The following is a 16,043-nucleotide window of genomic DNA, read 5'->3' as shown; positions in this document are numbered from 1 at the left end:
CCTCGCCTGTCGGGAAACAGATCGAAACCTTCAGGAAAATTATATTTACGGGGATGGCGGAAACCCGCCATTCGTCCGTCTATGTCTTTTGAAGGCGCCCGAGCAGCCGTTGCAAATGCGCAACACCGCCCGAACGTTTTCCGCAAAGCTCGTTTTCCTGACGCTAATGTTCATTGCCGTTCAGGAAAATTATAATAGTCTCCAACCCAACGACCGGGGGAGAATGATTCGAGCAAGCGGGCGGGTGAAATTGCAGGAGGCATGACAGGCGTCGGCCATTAATTAGTCCGCCTGTTGGGGGAGCTTTGTAACTTTTTACCGGTCAGTTTGCCGATCCAATCTTCCTGACAGAGTCACTGTTGGGGTGGAGAACCTGAAAGAGATTATCTTTTAGGGGGCTCTCATGAAAAGAATACATAGCGTATCCCTCGCGACGGTCGCGGTCGCCACCCTGTGGGCCAGCGCCGCGATGGCGCAATCGGCACCCGCCGATGCTGCTTCGGATAGCGAGACGATCATCGTCACCGGTACCCGCACGACCGGCTTCAAGGCATCGGACAGCCCGGCACCGATCCAGGTGCTCGGTTCGGACTCGCTGAAGCGCGTCGGCCAGACCGACATGATCCAGACCCTCGCCCAGCAGCTGCCTTCGGTGCAGGCGCAGGCGTTCGGCAGCGATCAGGCGGCATTCCACCCGTCGATCAAGCTGCGCGGCCTCAATCCGAACCACACGCTGATCCTGATCGACGGCAAGCGTCGCCACGGCACGTCCTCGGTCGTCGTCACCGGCGGCCCCTTCGGCGGTAACGCCGCGGCCGACATCAGCCTGATCCCGCAGGATGCGATCGAGCGCGTCGAAGTGCTGCAGGACGGCGCCGCCGCCCAGTACGGCACCGATGCGATCGCCGGCGTCGTCAACTTCATCCTGAAGCATGCCGACCACGGCGGCAGCGTGAACCTGACTGGCGGCAAATATTTCGATCAGGGCGGCCAGCGCTGGGACGTCATGGGCAATGTCGGCTTCGCGCCGTTCGAAGACGCCTATGTCAACGTCACGGCCGAGCGCCAGTTCAAGAATTACAGCTTCCGCGGCGATCTGGATCCGCGCGTCGTCGATACCGGGCTCGCTGCTGCAGCCAATACCGGCGTCAACGGTGGTCGTTACAACATCAACCGCTTCGGCACCGCACTCACCGGTCAGTCCAAATATCCCGAGGTCAACCAGATCGCAGGCGACGGTCGCCTGCAACTGACCAACGTCTATGCATCCTATGGCTGGCAGGTTTCCGACGATATCGAGCTTTACGGGTCGAGCAGCTATTCGAAGAAGATCGGCAAGACCTGGCAGAATTATCGTCTGCCGGTGGTCGTGTTCGGCAAGCAGCGCCTGCCCAACAACAACTTCGTGGTCGCGGGAACGAGCGCAGCCTGCCGCAACAACATGACGATCGCGCTCTGCCCGGAAACGTCGGCGGACATCCCTTATCCGGCCGGCTTCCGCCCGCAGGAAAAGACGGTCGAAACCGACTATTCGGTTCAGGTCGGCGCCAAGGGTGAGATCGGCGGCACCCACTGGGACATCACCTCGACCTACGGCAACAATCTGAGCGAAATCTACGTCACCGGCTCGGCCAATGCCGCGCTCTACTATGACTCGTCGAGCGCCACGTCCAAGGGCTTCTCGCCCACAAGCTCGTTGAACGGTGAGTTCATTGCCTCGCAGTGGACCAACACCCTCGATCTGGCCCATGACTTCGATGTCGGCTTCGCCGAACCGATCACGGTCGCCGCGGGCCTCGAATATCGTCGCGAGGTTTTCCAGCTCAAGGCGGGTGACGAAGCGTCCTACTATACCGGCACCGGCGTCGCGCAGGGCGGCATCCAGTCGTTCTTCGGCTATTCGCCGGCAAACGCCAGCCGCAACCTGCGCCACAACTTCTCGCAATATATCGACATCGCGGCGAAGCCCCTCCCCGAGCTGACGCTCGACGGCGCGGTCCGCCACGAACATTATGACGACTTCGGCGACACCACGATCTTCAAGGCGACCGGTCGTTATGACATCTCGCCCGCGATCGCGGTCCGCGGTACGGTTTCGACCGGCTTCCGCGCACCGACGCTGGCCGAAGGCTTCTACTCGGGCATCAACGTGTCCGTGTCGTCGCTGTCGGGCATCTTCGCGCCCAACTCGCCCGGCGCCGCGGCGCTCGGCATTGCGGGCCTGAAGCCCGAAAAGTCGACCAACTTCTCGGGCGGCTGGGTGTTCAAGCCGATCGACAAGATGGTGATCACGATCGATGCCTATTCGATCAAGATCAAGGACCGCATCGTCCGTTCGAGCTCGTTCCTGGGTTATTCGAACAACTGCCGCTTCAACGTCAGCACCGTCTGCACCGCGATCGTGTCGCCTTCGGTCGTCACGGCGCTGCGCAGCAACGGCGTTCCGGTCGACTCGGTCATCGCGGCGATCGACGGCGGCGCCAGCGGCAGCGTCGGCGTCAATGCTTTCGTGAACGGCATCACCAGCCTGACGCGCGGCATCGACTTCCTGACCACCTATTCGACCGACTTCGACACCTACGGCAAGGTCGATTGGTCGCTGGCGGCGAACTACAACGTCACCAAGGTCACGAAGGTCAATCCGGCGCCTGGTAATATCAACCAGCGGCAGACCATCCTCGACGTCTATGCGTCGAACGACCTGACCAACACCACGCCGAAGTTCCGCGCGACGGCAGGTGCTTATTGGACGCTGGGTAATTTCACCGTCAACCTGCGCGAAAGCTATTATGGCAATTCCTACGCCATAATCTCGACGCCGAATAATGGCCTTGCGCAGGAAAAGCTGAGCGCCGGAACCGCGTTCATCACCGATCTCGAACTCGGCTATCAGATCGCCGAGCCACTCAAACTGTCGATCGGTGCGAACAACCTGTTCAACAAGTATCCGAACAAGTATCCGCAGTTCATCCGCGATCAGCAATATGCGATCAGCTCGACCGCATATATCACCAAGTACCCGACCTTCTCGCCTTACGGCATCAACGGCGGCTACTATTACGGCCGTATTGCTTTCAAGTTCTGACGCTTTTTCCAGGGCCGGGGGTGGTTCGCCGCCCCCGGCCTTTCCTTTTTAAAACGAAACGATACGATCCCGGGACGGGTCGCCCGAAAAGCGAAGGATGTAGGATGAACGAGCTTGCGAAAGGGGTGGGCGCAGGCGCCTTCACCCGTCGGCATCTCCTCGAAAGATTGGCCGCGATGGGCGGCTCGGCGATGCTGCTGGCGGGCATGGACGCGCTGGGTTTCGGCATCGGATCGGCGATGGCGGCTCCGCCCAAGCTCGAAGGCAAACCGAAGAAGAACAAGGTGCTGGTGCTGGGCGCCGGCAATGCGGGTCTCGCCGCCGCCTATGAACTCACCCAGGCCGGCTATCAGGTCACCGTGGTCGAAGCCCGCAGCTTCGCGGGCGGACGCGCCCAGACCGCGCGCAAGGGATTTCGCCTGACCGAACTCGGCGGCACCGAACAGGTGTGCGACTATGACGAGGGGCTCTATCTGAACCACGGTCCGTGGCGGATCCCCTACCACCACCATTCGACGCTGCATTACACCAAGAAGTTCGGCGTGCAGCTCGAGCTGTTCAACAACGACAACGATGCCAGCTTCATCTATTTCGAAAAGGGCAAGGGGCCGCTCGCCGGCAAGCCGATCCGCAAGCGCGAGATCGTTGCCGACACGCTGGGCTACAGCTCCGAAATCCTCGCCAAATTGTCGCGGCAGAATGCGCTCAACACCCAACTGAGCGACGCCGATCGCGAGCAGCTGATCGAATTTCTCGTCCACTTCGGGGCGCTCGACAAGAAGGATCTGAACTATAAGGGCGTCGCCGGTCGCGGCTTCGTGGTCGATCCGGGCGCGGGCACCAATCCGGGGCCGGGCACGCCGACCACACCCTACAAGTTCGCCGACGTTCTCAATTCGGGCCTGTGGCACATGGTGCAGGGCATTTCCGAATGGGACCAGCAGCGCACGATGTTCCAGCCGTATAACGGCATGGAGCAGATCCCCAAGGCGATCGCGAAGAACCTGCCCGACGGCATGATCAAATTCTCCACCGAGGTGCAGCAGATCCGCCAGACCCCGAAGGGCGTGACGGCGATGGTCAACGGCCCGGCCGGCGCGGAGACGCTGACAGCCGACTGGATGATCTGCACGATCCCGCTGTCGGTGCTCAAGGAGATCGACAATGGCCTGTCGCAGCCGTTCAAGGATGCGATGGCCAAATGCGCCTATGCGCCCGTCGGCAAGATCGGCCTCCAGATGAAGCGGCGCTTCTGGGAGGAGGATCATTCGATCTACGGCGGCCACGTCTTCTGCGACAATCCCGACATCAACAATATCGCACTGCCTTCAACCGGGTGGCAGAGCCAGAAGGGCGTCCTGCTCGGCTATTATAATTTCGGCCCGAATGCGGCGAAGGTCTCGGCCAAATCGCCCGCCGATCGCGCGACGATGGCGGTCGATTACGGGCAGAAGGTCTTCCCCGCCTATAAGGATAGCTACGAGACCAGCTTCTCGGTCGCGTGGCACCGCGTGAAATATAATCTGGGCGGCTGGGGCATGTGGAGCGACGAGGCGCGCGCGACGGCCTATCCGGTGCTCACCGAGCCCGATGGCCGCATCTACCTGGCCGGCGAACATCTGAGCTATATTGGCGGGTGGCAGGCGGGCGCGTTCGAAAGCGCGTGGCAGCAGGTCGAGCGGCTCCATGCCCGGGCGATGAAGGGCTGAAGACCATGCGCAAGACGATCCTTACCGTCGCCATGGCGCTGGCCGGCGTCGCGGCGGTCGCGCAGACGACGCACGCGCCCACCGTCGCGGCCGAGCCCAATCCGGACCTCGCGCCGGCCAAGGTTTTCAGCGACAATTGCGCCGCCTGCCATCAGGAGGATGGCAAGGGCATCGAAGGCGCCTTCCCCGCGCTGGCGGGCGACGCCTTCGTGCTGGGCGATCCCCGCCAAGCGATCCACGTCGTCCTCGAGGGGCGCGCGGGCATGCCGACCTTCAAGGCCGACCTGACCGATGCGCAGATCGCCGCCGCACTCACCCATGTCCGCACCGCCTGGGGCAATGCCGCGGGCGCGGTGACCCCCGCGATGGTCAAGGCGCAGCGCGACGGCGAAGCGCCCACCGACACCCAGAAGCCAATTTCGGCCCACTAACCTCTTCCCAACAGGAGACTAAACGCATGAAAGCCATCCTCGCCGCCGCTGCCGGCGCCCTTCTCGCCACCGCCGCACAGGCTGCCCCCGCCCCGATCGAGCGCATCAACCCGCCCGGTCCGGACGGCAAGCCTGCGCTGATCCTGAAGGGCGTGATCGTGCCCGCGGGTTACGAGACCTTCTACCTGTCGGGCCAGCTCGCCGATCCGATCGATCCCGCCAAGCGCGCGGCGGTCGAGGATTTCGGCGACACCAAGACCCAGACGCTGAGCGTCCTCAAGAAGATCAAGGCACTGCTGGCCGAGAAGGGCTATGCGATGTCCGACGTCGTCAAGATGCAGGCCTTCCTTGCCGCCGATCCCAAGACCGGCAAGATCGACTTCATGGGCTTCAACGACGCGTTCAAGTCCGAATTCGGCTCGGCGAGCCAGCCGAACACGGTCGCGCGCTCGACCTTCCAGGTCGCGAACCTCGTTTCGCCGATGTTCCTCGTCGAACTCGAAGTGACCGCGGTCAAAGCCAAGTAATCGCGTTTTCGGGAAGGACGGGGCGTCGCCGGGCAACTGGCGGCGCCCTTTTCTGTTCGTCGATAACCCTCCCCCGCCAGGGGGAGGATGCCGAGCGGCCCTCTCCCCATAATTGCCGAGCGGTTCTGCGCGCTTGCCGATTGGCGCGCCGCGCCCGCGATGGGACAGCATCCGTCGAAAAAACGGACGGGAGAGCGGCAATGACGATGGGTTTCGGCCTGGAAGGGCGGATCGCGCTGATCACGGGGGCGGGCAGCGGGATCGGCTATACGCTGGCGCACGGCCTGGCGCGGGCGGGCTGCGTCGTCGCGCTGACCGACATGGATGGCGATCTGGCCGCCAAGGCGGCCGAGACGATCGCGGCCGAGACCGGCGCGAAGGTCATCGGCCTCGCCCTTGACGTGTCCGACGATGACGCGATCGAACGGGTCGTGCCCGAAGTGGCCGACCGGCTGGGCGGGATCGGCATCCTCGTCAACAATGCCGGCCTCGCCCGCGGGCGCTGGCAGCATCTGTCGGACCTGACAAGCGACGAGTGGCGCCGCATCCTGCACGTCAATGTCGGCTCGCTCGCGCGGATGGCGCATGTCTGCCGCCCGCACCTGAAGGCAAGCGGGCATGGCGTGATCATCAACCAGTCGTCCAATTCGGCCTATTTCAAGCTCGACAGCAGCTATGCGGTCTCGAAGCTGGCGGTCGCGGGGCTGACGATCGGTCTGGCCGAGGAGTTCGTCGGCGACAATATCCGCGTCAACGGCATCGCGCCGGGGATGATGACCGGGCGGGTGCCGCAGCCGATCATCGACATGGTGTTGAGCAAACAGGTGCTCCAGCGGCGCGGCCAGCCCGAGGATCTGGTGGGCGCGCTGCTCTATCTGTGTTCGGACGTGTCGTCGTTCATGCTGGGGCAGACCCTGCTGGTCGACGGCGGGGCGGCGCTCAGGATCTAAATCCTCCCCGGTACGGGGAGGTGGCGCCGAAGGCGACGGAGGGGGTTGGCCCCAGGCGCTGCGCCCGGCCTCTTGCCCCCTCCACCAGCTAGGCTGGTCCCCCTCCTCGTGCCGGGGAGGATCTGAGGGAGACGGAGTCCGACTCCGAAATCAGGACAGGAACCGGTCGGCGCGTCCTTCCGCGGGCATCCGGGAAGTGGTCGTCTGTGTTCGGTGGCCGGCATAGGGGTCCGGGGGCGGAGAACCTCCGCGTGCGGAATCGAAAGCCACGCGAGCGCGGCTTCCCCGAACGGTTGAGGCGTCGTGCCGGCCTTTCGATCGGGGCTACCCGGGATGCGGTCTCTGACTCCCGCAGTGGATCGGCCCTGTCTTCTCGTCATGCCGGACGATGCCGCCGTCGGCGGACAGTCCCTCTATCTTGCCGGCCGGGTGTTGAGCGAAGCTTCGGCTTGGACCGGATGACTTCGCGCCGACCGCCCGGTGCGGAGCAAGCGCCATCCGCTCGTCGGTCTTCATCAGATCGTCCATCTTCGCCATTGCGGCGTCGCGGGTCGCCTTGTCCGGCCATTCGATCCAGGAAAAGACCACCGTCTCGTCCGCTGTCGCCTGCACAGCGCGGCGGAAATCGGTCTGCTTGCCGTCGCGGATGTCGTCGCCCCAGCATTCGAACACGCGCACGGCGCCCAGATCCATGAACACCGAATCGCCCTTTCGGGCATGTTCGACAAATTTGTCCTTGTTCGCGGTCGGCACGGCGAGGACGAAGCCATCGATATAGGCCATGTGCGATATCCTTCTGCTGCTACTGCCTTTCAACGCACGAAATCGGGCGCCGCTTCATCGCCCGGCACGTTTCGCGCACGCCAAGGCCGAGACGCGCAGATCGTCGAACCGATCGGTCCATTATGCATGTGACGCATCATTCCGATGCAAACATCCCGCTTTTTGCAAGTCGGGTGTGCGCCTATCTGGATGGGGTGACGAAGCGGGTTTGCGAGCCCGCCTGGAGAGAGATGATGAGCACCCAGCTGAAGACCGCCGAACAGGCCGATCCGCACGCAACGCAGCCGCTGCCCGAATGGGTACGCAATGCGCCGCGCTTCTGCGAGGATCCGGCCGCGACCGCGCGGGGCCTGCGCAGCGTGATCGAGGAAGAGGCCGCCGAGTGCGAACGCATCCAGTGCCTCACCCCCCGCGTCCAGCGCGCGCTGATCGAATCGGGCATCTACGGCACGCTGATCCCCAAGGAATTCGGCGGCTGCCAGGCCGATCCGCAAACCTATATCGATGTGGTCGAGGAACTGGCCTATGCCGACGGCGCGATCGCGTGGACGGTGATGGCGTCGGGCTTCGCCGCCGCCAACGCCGCGATCTGGCTGGGGCCGAAGGCGGTCAAGGCGATGTTCGAGGATGGCGAAGGCTTCATCGCCGCCGGGCAGGTCGCCCCCACCGGCAAGGCCGAGCGCGTCGAAGGCGGCTATCGCATCTCCGGCAAATTCCAGTTCGCATCGGGCTCCGAGCTCGCGAGCTGGTTCCTGGGTGCCTATATTTTGCAGGAAGAGGGCAAGCCCGCGCTTTCGGCCGAGGGCAAGCCGCAGATCATGATCGCCTTCGCGCCGCGCGCCAAGGTTCGCATCATGCGCGACAGCTGGAACGTCGCCGGCCTCGCCGCGACCGGCAGCTACGATTATGAAGTGACCGATCAGATCGTCGACGACGACTTCGTCATGGTCCCCGCGCAGCGCCAGCATCGCGGCGGCGCATCCTATGACATCGGCGTCTCGATCGGCCACGTCGCCTGGGCGCTGGGCGTCGCCAAGCGCGCGCTCGACGAAATCCAGGCACTGGCGACCCGCAAGAAGCGCGTCGGCCGCATCACCCTGATCGACCAGCCCACCTTCCAGCGCGATTTCGCGATGGCGAAGGGGCAGCTCGAAGCATCGCGCGCTTATGTGCGCTCCGTCTATCGCGATTGGCTCGCCGCTGCCGAGAAGCAGGAAGGCGACATCGAGGCGCATGCGCTGGGCCGCCTCGCCGCCTGCTGGGCGACCAAGACGTGCACCGAAATCGGCCAGTTCGCTTTCCTCGCATCGGGCAGCGACGGCCTGCGCAATGCCGACGACAACCGGCTGCAACGCTGCTTCCGCGATCTCCACGCCGGCGCGCCGCACCGCCATGTCGACGACAATGTCCTGCTCGACGCCGCGACAGTGGTGCTGGGCGTGAACAAGCCGGGACTGGATCTCTGATCCTTCCCTAACCTCGCTCGTCATTGCGAGCGTAGCGAAGCAATCCAGGCCCGCATGAGAGAGGCTCGCGACCGGCTCTTGTGCGGGCCTGGATTGCTTCGTCGCCTGCGGCTTCTCGCAATGACGATGCAAGGAGGCAGGGTTAGGGGTTGAGCGACCACCGCCCCCGCGCCACTATGGCGCGAATGCGCCGTCTCCTGCTCCTGCTGATCGCCGCGACGCTGGCCGCCTGCCAAGGCGAGCCGCACGATCCACGGCCGGCGGACATGCTCGTCCGGTTTCAGGATGACGAGATCAAGAGCCTCGATCCCCAGAAGGCATCCGACCTCGCGACGATCCGCGTGCTGCAGGATCAATATGAGGGCCTGACGCGGGTGAACGCGCTGGGGCAGGCCGAACCCGGCCTTGCCTCCGCATGGACCATTTCGGCCGACGGCAAGGTCTGGCGCTTCGCGTTGAGGCCGGGCCTGCGCTTCTCGGACGGCACCCCGATCGTCCCAAAAACCTTCGCGCGTGTGTTTACGCGGCTGAATGCGGAGGAAACCGCGTCGCCCAATAAGGGCCTGTTCCGGGACGTCACGTCGATCACCGCCGACGGCAACGATGTCGTCGTCACGCTGGCCGCACCGATGCCGACCCTGCCCGAACTGCTTGCTTTGCCCACGATCGCCGCGCTGCCGATCGACCTGATCGACACCAAGGGCGACGATTGGACCGCAGCCCGCCCGCTGCCCGCATCGGGCGCCTATCGCGTGGTCGAATGGCGGCTCAACGATCGGCTGCGGATGGAGCGCAACCCGGCCTGGCATGATCCGCCCGCCCCGGCGCCCCGCATCGAATGGCGGCCGATGAGCGATCGGCTGGCCGCAATGCGCGCCTTTGTGGGTGGTGAGGCGGACACGTTCAACGATTTCCCGCCCACGCGCCGCGACTGGATCAACGCCCGCCTGCCCGGCGTCGCGCATGTCGCGCCCTATAACGGCGCTTATTATTTCGTGTTCAACACCCGGCAGCCACCGTTCGACGATGCGCGGGTTCGGCGCGCGCTCGATATGGTCGTCGATCGCCGCTGGATCGCGGAGACGCTCATGGGTCTGGGCACGCAGCCCGCCTGGGGCGTGGTGCCGCCTGCGCTGGGTGGCGATGAGCGCCCCGACTGGGCCGATTGGCCTGCCGACCGCCGCCTGACGGCCGCGCGCGCCTTGCTGGCCGAAGCGGGTTACGGTCCGGAGCATCCGCTGGCCTTCGACATCCGTTTCAACAGCGATCCCGATCATCGCCGCGTCGCCGTGGCCCTCGCCGCGATGTGGAAGCCGCTGGGTGTCGCGGCACATCTGCTCAACAGCGAAAGCTCGCTCCATTTCGCGAGCCTGCGCCGCCACGATTTCGCGGTCGCACGGTCGGGCTGGATCGGCGATCTCGCGGCGCCCGAAAACTATCTGGCGGTCCATCGATCGGATGCGGGCGCGATCAACTATTCAGGCTATGCGAGCCCGGTTTATGATGCGGCGCTGGATCGGGCGATGGCGATCCCCGAGGCGAAAGCCCGCGCCAAGGCGATGCGCGCGGCGGAGGCGATCCTGACCGGCGACGCACCGCTCATCCCGATCTACTATTATGTCAGCCGCGCGCTGGTGGCGCCGCGCGTCGCGGGCTGGCATGACAATGCCGCCAACACGCATCCGAGCCGGACACTCTCGATCCGATGAAGTCGCTATCCCTCCTCCCCCTCGTCGCGCTGCTGATCGCGGGGTGCCAGCGCAAGGCCGATGACGGCCCGGTCGCGGTGAGCGTGATCGGCGACGCGCCGCGGCTGGTGGAAAAGCGCGTGGCATCGATCGGTGCGCCGCGGGCGGCGCTGCTCGGTGCGGTGGCGCAGGGCCTGGTGCGCTTCGACGCCAAGGCGGAGATCGAGCCGGGCCTCGCGATCCGCTGGGCGATTTCGGAAGATGGGCTCTACTACACCTTCCGTCTCGATGCCGACGGGCCGACCGCGGACAAGATCGCTGCGGCGCTTCGCCGCCGTATCGCGGCGCAGCGGGGCGGCCCGCTCGCTTATGTCTTCGACGCAATCGACGAGATCGTGGCGGTCACGCCCGAAGTCATCGAGATCCGGCTGAATGCACCGCGCGCCGACCTGATGACGATCCTCGCCCGCCCCGAACTCGCGCTGATATTCGACGGGCAGGGATTGGGTCCGCTGCGCATGGCCGAAACCCACGGGCCCAGCCATGCGCTCAAGTTGCTTCCGCCGCCACGCCCCGAAGACGCGGATGCCGCCGCTGCGCCCGATCGTCGCTTCGTCCTGCTGCGCGGGGAACGGGCCGCGCTGGGCGTGGCGCGGTTCCAGCGCGGTGAGTTGCGCCTGCTGACCGGCGGCACGGTGGCCGACCTGATCTATCCGCGCCTTGCCGGCTTTGCCGAACCCATCCTGCAGGCCGACCCTGCGACCGGCCTGTTCGGGCTGCGCGTGACGAGCAATGCGCCGATGCTGGCATCGATAGAGGTACGGCAGGCGCTGGCGGCCTCGCTCGATCGCGATGCGATCGGCGTGGCGCTACAGGCGCCGGGATGGCGATCGACCGACTCGATCTTCCCTGGCGGTACGCTGGCGACCGCGGCGAATGCCGGCACGGCCCAGCGGCCATTGCTGGCGCGCGCGATCGCCGGCATTGCGCGCAACCGGGGCGGCAATGATCAGATCCGCCCCGCGGCCGAGGTGATCCGCAGTTGGCGCGCCGCAAACGAAGGATCGGCCGCCCCGCTTAAGCTGGCCCTGCCTGCAGGGCCGGGTGGACGCGCGCTGTTCGCCGCGATCGCCACCCAATGGGCGCGGATCGGCGTGCGGCTCGAAAGGGTGGTGCCCGATGCCACGGCCGACCTGACACTGGTCGACGAGGTGGCACCTTCGGACGAGCCCGAATGGTTCCTCACCCGCTTCCTATGTGCCGCCGGGCGGCCGTGCAGCAAGATGGCGGACGAATCCTACGCGCGCGCATTGCAGGCCACCGATCCGGCGATCCGTGACGCGGCCCTCGCCGAAGCCGCCGAGCGTATCGCCGCGCTCCATCCGTTCATTCCGATCGCGCAGCCGCTGCGCTGGTCCCTGGTGGTCGCGAACAGCACGGGTTTCACAGCCAACCCGCGTGCGATCCATCCGCTCGCGCCGCTGATCAGGCGGTAGACGCGGGAACTATCGGTGCGTTCGAGCGATGAGCCGTTCATGACAGGCACCACCGAAAAGCCTCGCGCGTTCGCGCAGCCACTTCCCGGCGTCGGGCGCGATCCCTCCTCGGTGCGTCGCCGCGTCGAAGGCATGGAGGTGCTGCTCGAGCGGCTGTTCGTCATCCCGGGCATTAACCGGCCCGTGGGGCTCGACGTAATCCTGAACCTCGTTCCCGTTGCGGGCGGCGTCGTCGGTGCGGCGCTGGGCAGCTGGATCGTATGGGAAGCACGCAATCTGGGTATGTCGAAGTTTCAGATCGCGCGGATGTTCGGCAATGTCGGGCTCGACATGCTGTTCGGCGCGATTCCGTTCGTGGGCGCGATCCCGGATTTCTTCTTCCGATCAAACAGCCGCAATCTTAAGATCATCCGCAAGCATCTCGACCGACACCATCCGTCGACCGCGACGGTGGACGCGACGCCGATCCGCCGATCGACATGATCGGCGCGCCCTATCGCCAACACCGAACGACAAAAGGCCCCACGAGCTGATGCTCCGGGGCTTTTGTCTGGTTTGTGTTGGAAGGTTGGTTGCGGGAGCTGGATTTGAACCAGCGACCTTCAGGTTATGAGCCTGACGAGCTACCGGGCTGCTCCATCCCGCGATGAACTGTTAGCCTCAAGCGCCGGCGTCGACATTCGTCGACTTGGCTTTCCTCGCATAAGCTCGGGCGGCCGTTCGGCCTTGCGGGCCCTTTTGGGGCCCGTTTGGCGTCTTTGTCATTGTGTTTGGGTTCGTCTTGCACGGACTTCAAAGCCTGGCGGCGACCTACTCTTCCGGTGCTTAAGCAACAGTACCATCGGCGCGGTCTGGTTTCACGGCCGAGTTCGGGATGGGATCGGGTGGGTCACAGACGCTATGGCCACCAAGCTATGGAGGCCGTGCAAGATTCTAGAAATCTGGGTTTACCGTGCTGGAGATCTCCAACATCGCGTCCCGAGGATATCGGGTTTGTCGATGATGGTGGGGCTCTCCGTATTGAACGTTTGCCCAATATGTTGAGCGTGAATAGGACAATTAGTATCGGTTAGCTCCATGCGTTACCGCACTTCCACATCCGATCTATCAAGGTCGTGGTCTTCGACCGTCCTAAGATATCTTATCTTGAGGGAGGCTTCCCGCTTAGATGCTTTCAGCGGTTATCCCGTCCATACATAGCTACCCTGCTGCGCGGCTGGCGCCACGACAGGTCCACCAGAGGTATGTTCACCCCGGTCCTCTCGTACTAGGGGCAACTCCTCTCAAATATCGACGCCCACGGCAGATAGGGACCAAACTGTCTCGCGACGTTCTGAACCCAGCTCACGTACCACTTTAATTGGCGAACAGCCAAACCCTTGGGACCTGCTCCAGCCCCAGGATGTGATGAGCCGACATCGAGGTGCCAAACAACCCCGTCGATATGAGCTCTTGGGGGTTATCAGCCTGTTATCCCCGGCGTACCTTTTATCCGTTGAGCGATGGCCCTTCCACGAGGGACCACCGGATCACTATGACCGACTTTCGTCTCTGCTCGACTTGTCAGTCTCGCAGTCAGGCTGGCTTATGCCATTGCACTCTAACAGCCGGTTTCCAACCGGCCTGAGCCAACCTTCGCGCGCCTCCGTTACTCTTTGGGAGGCGACCGCCCCAGTCAAACTACCCGCCACAGAGGGTCCCTGAACCAGTTTCATGGTTCGAGGTTAGACATCAGAAAACAACAGGGTGGTATTTCACCTATGGCTCCACACGGACTGGCGTCCATGCTTCAAAGCCTCCCACCTATGCTACACAATTCTTTCCTAATGCCACTCTGAAGCTGCAGTAAAGGTGCACGGGGTCTTTCCGTCTAACCGCGGGTACTCCGCATCTTCACGGAGAATTCAATTTCGCTGAGCATGTACTGGAGACAGTGGGGAAGTCGTTACGCCATTCGTGCAGGTCGGAACTTACCCGACAAGGAATTTCGCTACCTTAGGACCGTTATAGTTACGGCCGCCGTTTACCTGGGCTTCATTTCGGAGCTTGCACCCCTCCACTTAACCTTCAGGCACCGGGCAGGCGTCAGACCCTATACGTCGTCTTGAAGCCGACTTAGCAGAGCCCTGTGTTTTTGCTAAACAGTCGCTACCCCCTGGCCTGTGCCCCCCACAAAAAGTTGCCTTAATGTGGGGCCTCCTTCTTCCGAAGGTACGGAGGCAATTTGCCGAGTTCCTTCAGTACACTTCTCTCAAGCGCCTTGGTATACTCTACCTGACCACCTGTGTCGGTTTCGGGTACGGTCTATACGGTGGGGCTATTTCCTGGAACCTCTTCGAAGCCAGACCAATCCGATAAGGACTGACAACTTACGAGATCCGTCACACACCACCAGGCCCACGAATATTAACGTGGTTCCCATCGACTACCCCCTTCGGGCTCGTCTTAGGGGCCGGCTCACCCTGCTCGGATTAGCCTTGAGCAGGAACCCTTGGTCTTTCGGCGACAGGGCATCTCACCCTGTTTATCGCTACTCATGTCTGCATTCGCACTTCCGATACCTCCACGACCCATTACCAGATCGCTTCGCAGGCTTACGGAACGCTCCGCTACCGCGTGGATAAATCCACACCCTAAGCTTCGGTGCGTGTCTTGAGCCCCGTTACATCTTCGCCGCAGGAACCCTTATTTAGACCAGTGAGCTGTTACGCTTTCTTTAAAGGATGGCTGCTTCTAAGCCAACCTCCTGGTTGTTTTGGGATTCCCACATGCTTTCCCACTTAGACACGACTTGGGGACCTTAGCTGTAGGTCAGGGCTGTTTCCCTCTCGACGACGGACCTTAGCACCCGCCGTCTGTCTCCCGGATATCACTCGTTGGTATTCGGAGTTTGGTTGAATTTGGTAGATCTCGCGACCCCCGCATCCATCCAGTGCTCTACCCCCAACGGTGTTCATCCGAGGCACTACCTCAATAGTTTTCGCGGAGAACCAGCTATTTCCCGGCTTGATTGGCCTTTCACCCCTAAACACAACTCATCCGGTAACTTTTCAACGTTAATCGGTTCGGACCTCCAGTGGGTGTTACCCCACCTTCATCCTGGTCATGCCTAGATCGCCGGGTTTCGGGTCTAATGCATCAAACTTCGTCGCCCTATTCAGACTCGCTTTCGCTGCGCCTACACCTAACGGCTTAAGCTTGCTTGATACATTAAGTCACAGACCCATTATGCAAGAGGTACGCTGTCAGGGCACAAGACCCCTCCAACTGCTTGTAGGCATTCGGTTTCAGGTACTATTTCACTCCCCTCATCGGGGTGCTTTTCACCTTTCCCTCACGGTACTGGTTCACTATCGGTCATGCACGAGTATTTAGGCTTAGAGGGTGGTCCCCCTATGTTCAGACAGGATTACACGTGTCCCGCCCTACTCAAGTCCTGATACATCACTTTCGCATACGGGGCTGTCACCCGCTATGGCCGAACTTTCCAGATCGTTCTGCTAGTTGAATATCAGGCACTGGCCTGGTCCGCGTTCGCTCGCCACTACTAACGGAATCTCGGTTGATGTCTTTTCCTCCAGCTACTGAGATGTTTCAGTTCGCCGGGTTCGCTTCACCAAAGCTATGTATTCACTTCGGTGATATCCTTCCCAATTAACTCCCGCTCAGATCACTCTGAGTAGAAATTAATTGGTGAGGATGGGTTTCCCCATTCGGAAATCGTCGGGTCAAAGGTTGCTCACACCTCACCGACGCTTATCGCAGCGTGCCACGTCCTTCATCGCCTGTGCATGCCAAGGCATCCACCAAATGCCCTTACCTCACGCTCGAGAGCCCACACCACCAGCGACAAACTCGATTAGGATTCCATCGAAGTAAACTTCAATGGAGGCCCGAAAGTTCATCCC

Annotated in this window: 10 protein-coding genes, 1 tRNA gene and 2 rRNA genes; 9 read left to right on the top strand and 4 right to left on the bottom strand. The window is 62.8% G+C overall.

The window, feature by feature from the left end:
• Positions 1-403 precede the first annotated feature (403 nt).
• The 5 genes from FYJ91_RS07065 to FYJ91_RS07045 all read left to right on the top strand — a co-directional run bounded on the left by FYJ91_RS07065 (position 404) and on the right by FYJ91_RS07045 (position 6,702).
• Positions 404-3,085, top strand: a complete 2,682-nt coding sequence (locus FYJ91_RS07065) for a TonB-dependent receptor plug domain-containing protein (protein WP_149521575.1) — start codon at positions 404-406, stop codon at positions 3,083-3,085.
• Positions 3,086-3,189: 104 nt separating this feature from the next.
• Positions 3,190-4,794 (top strand): flavin monoamine oxidase family protein, encoded by a 1,605-nt coding sequence (locus FYJ91_RS07060; RefSeq protein ID WP_149521574.1) that lies wholly within the window; start codon positions 3,190-3,192, stop codon positions 4,792-4,794.
• Between the two features lie 5 nt (positions 4,795-4,799).
• Positions 4,800-5,225, top strand: coding sequence for a c-type cytochrome (locus FYJ91_RS07055; protein ID WP_149521573.1), 426 nt, complete (start codon positions 4,800-4,802; stop codon positions 5,223-5,225).
• A 26-nt stretch (positions 5,226-5,251) separates the two neighbouring features.
• Positions 5,252-5,752 (top strand): RidA family protein, encoded by a 501-nt coding sequence (locus tag FYJ91_RS07050; RefSeq protein WP_149521572.1) that lies wholly within the window; start codon positions 5,252-5,254, stop codon positions 5,750-5,752.
• 200 nt (positions 5,753-5,952) lie between these two features.
• Positions 5,953-6,702: an SDR family NAD(P)-dependent oxidoreductase gene (locus FYJ91_RS07045; protein WP_149521571.1), complete on the top strand. Its 750-nt coding sequence runs from the start codon at positions 5,953-5,955 to the stop codon at positions 6,700-6,702.
• A gap of 324 nt (positions 6,703-7,026) precedes the next feature.
• Here FYJ91_RS07045 and FYJ91_RS21085 read toward each other — a convergent pair whose 3' ends face one another.
• Positions 7,027-7,485, bottom strand: a complete 459-nt coding sequence (locus FYJ91_RS21085) for a DUF1428 domain-containing protein (RefSeq protein ID WP_149521570.1) — start codon at positions 7,483-7,485, stop codon at positions 7,027-7,029.
• 230 nt (positions 7,486-7,715) lie between these two features.
• Between FYJ91_RS21085 and FYJ91_RS07035 the strand changes: the two genes are divergently transcribed.
• From FYJ91_RS07035 to FYJ91_RS07020, 4 genes are all read left to right on the top strand, one after another.
• Positions 7,716-8,951, top strand: a complete 1,236-nt coding sequence (locus tag FYJ91_RS07035) for an acyl-CoA dehydrogenase family protein (RefSeq protein ID WP_181008386.1) — start codon at positions 7,716-7,718, stop codon at positions 8,949-8,951.
• 185 nt (positions 8,952-9,136) lie between these two features.
• Complete coding sequence (locus FYJ91_RS07030; RefSeq protein WP_149521568.1) at positions 9,137-10,660, top strand: peptide ABC transporter substrate-binding protein; 1,524 nt, start codon at positions 9,137-9,139, stop codon at positions 10,658-10,660.
• Complete coding sequence (locus FYJ91_RS07025) at positions 10,657-12,135, top strand: ABC transporter substrate-binding protein (protein WP_149521567.1); 1,479 nt, start codon at positions 10,657-10,659, stop codon at positions 12,133-12,135. The genes FYJ91_RS07030 and FYJ91_RS07025 overlap by 4 nt, the downstream gene beginning before the upstream one ends.
• 39 nt (positions 12,136-12,174) lie before the next feature.
• Entirely contained in the window at positions 12,175-12,618 is a 444-nt protein-coding gene (locus tag FYJ91_RS07020; RefSeq protein ID WP_149521566.1) for a DUF4112 domain-containing protein, read from the top strand.
• 86 nt (positions 12,619-12,704) lie between these two features.
• Here FYJ91_RS07020 and FYJ91_RS07015 read toward each other — a convergent pair.
• The 3 genes from FYJ91_RS07015 to FYJ91_RS07005 form a co-directional block, all read right to left on the bottom strand.
• Positions 12,705-12,781: transfer RNA gene (locus FYJ91_RS07015), tRNA-Met, on the bottom strand.
• A gap of 151 nt (positions 12,782-12,932) precedes the next feature.
• A 5S ribosomal RNA gene (gene rrf, locus FYJ91_RS07010) occupies positions 12,933-13,047 on the bottom strand.
• A 128-nt stretch (positions 13,048-13,175) separates the two neighbouring features.
• Positions 13,176-15,964: ribosomal RNA gene (locus FYJ91_RS07005) — 23S ribosomal RNA — on the bottom strand.
• Positions 15,965-16,043: the final 79 nt, after the last annotated feature.

The organism is Sphingomonas montanisoli (assembly GCF_008274695.1).
GTDB lineage: Bacteria > Pseudomonadota > Alphaproteobacteria > Sphingomonadales > Sphingomonadaceae > Rhizorhabdus > Rhizorhabdus montanisoli.
The sequence above is the reverse complement of the archived record's forward strand: the minus strand, read 5'-3'. Positions and strand labels throughout refer to the sequence as shown.

What these genes read in the sequence shown, in the direction of transcription:
- FYJ91_RS21085 (WP_149521570.1), bottom strand. Translation starts at nt 7,485, where the DNA reads ATGGCCTATATCGATGGCTTCGTCCTCGCCGTGCCGACCGCGAACAAG.
- FYJ91_RS07050 (WP_149521572.1), top strand. Translation starts at nt 5,252, where the DNA reads ATGAAAGCCATCCTCGCCGCCGCTGCCGGCGCCCTTCTCGCCACCGCC.
- FYJ91_RS07065 (WP_149521575.1), top strand. Translation starts at nt 404, where the DNA reads ATGAAAAGAATACATAGCGTATCCCTCGCGACGGTCGCGGTCGCCACC.
- FYJ91_RS07035 (WP_181008386.1), top strand. Translation starts at nt 7,716, where the DNA reads ATGATGAGCACCCAGCTGAAGACCGCCGAACAGGCCGATCCGCACGCA.
- FYJ91_RS07025 (WP_149521567.1), top strand. Translation starts at nt 10,657, where the DNA reads ATGAAGTCGCTATCCCTCCTCCCCCTCGTCGCGCTGCTGATCGCGGGG.
- FYJ91_RS07020 (WP_149521566.1), top strand. Translation starts at nt 12,175, where the DNA reads ATGACAGGCACCACCGAAAAGCCTCGCGCGTTCGCGCAGCCACTTCCC.
- FYJ91_RS07030 (WP_149521568.1), top strand. Translation starts at nt 9,137, where the DNA reads ATGCGCCGTCTCCTGCTCCTGCTGATCGCCGCGACGCTGGCCGCCTGC.
- FYJ91_RS07045 (WP_149521571.1), top strand. Translation starts at nt 5,953, where the DNA reads ATGACGATGGGTTTCGGCCTGGAAGGGCGGATCGCGCTGATCACGGGG.
- FYJ91_RS07055 (WP_149521573.1), top strand. Translation starts at nt 4,800, where the DNA reads ATGCGCAAGACGATCCTTACCGTCGCCATGGCGCTGGCCGGCGTCGCG.
- FYJ91_RS07060 (WP_149521574.1), top strand. Translation starts at nt 3,190, where the DNA reads ATGAACGAGCTTGCGAAAGGGGTGGGCGCAGGCGCCTTCACCCGTCGG.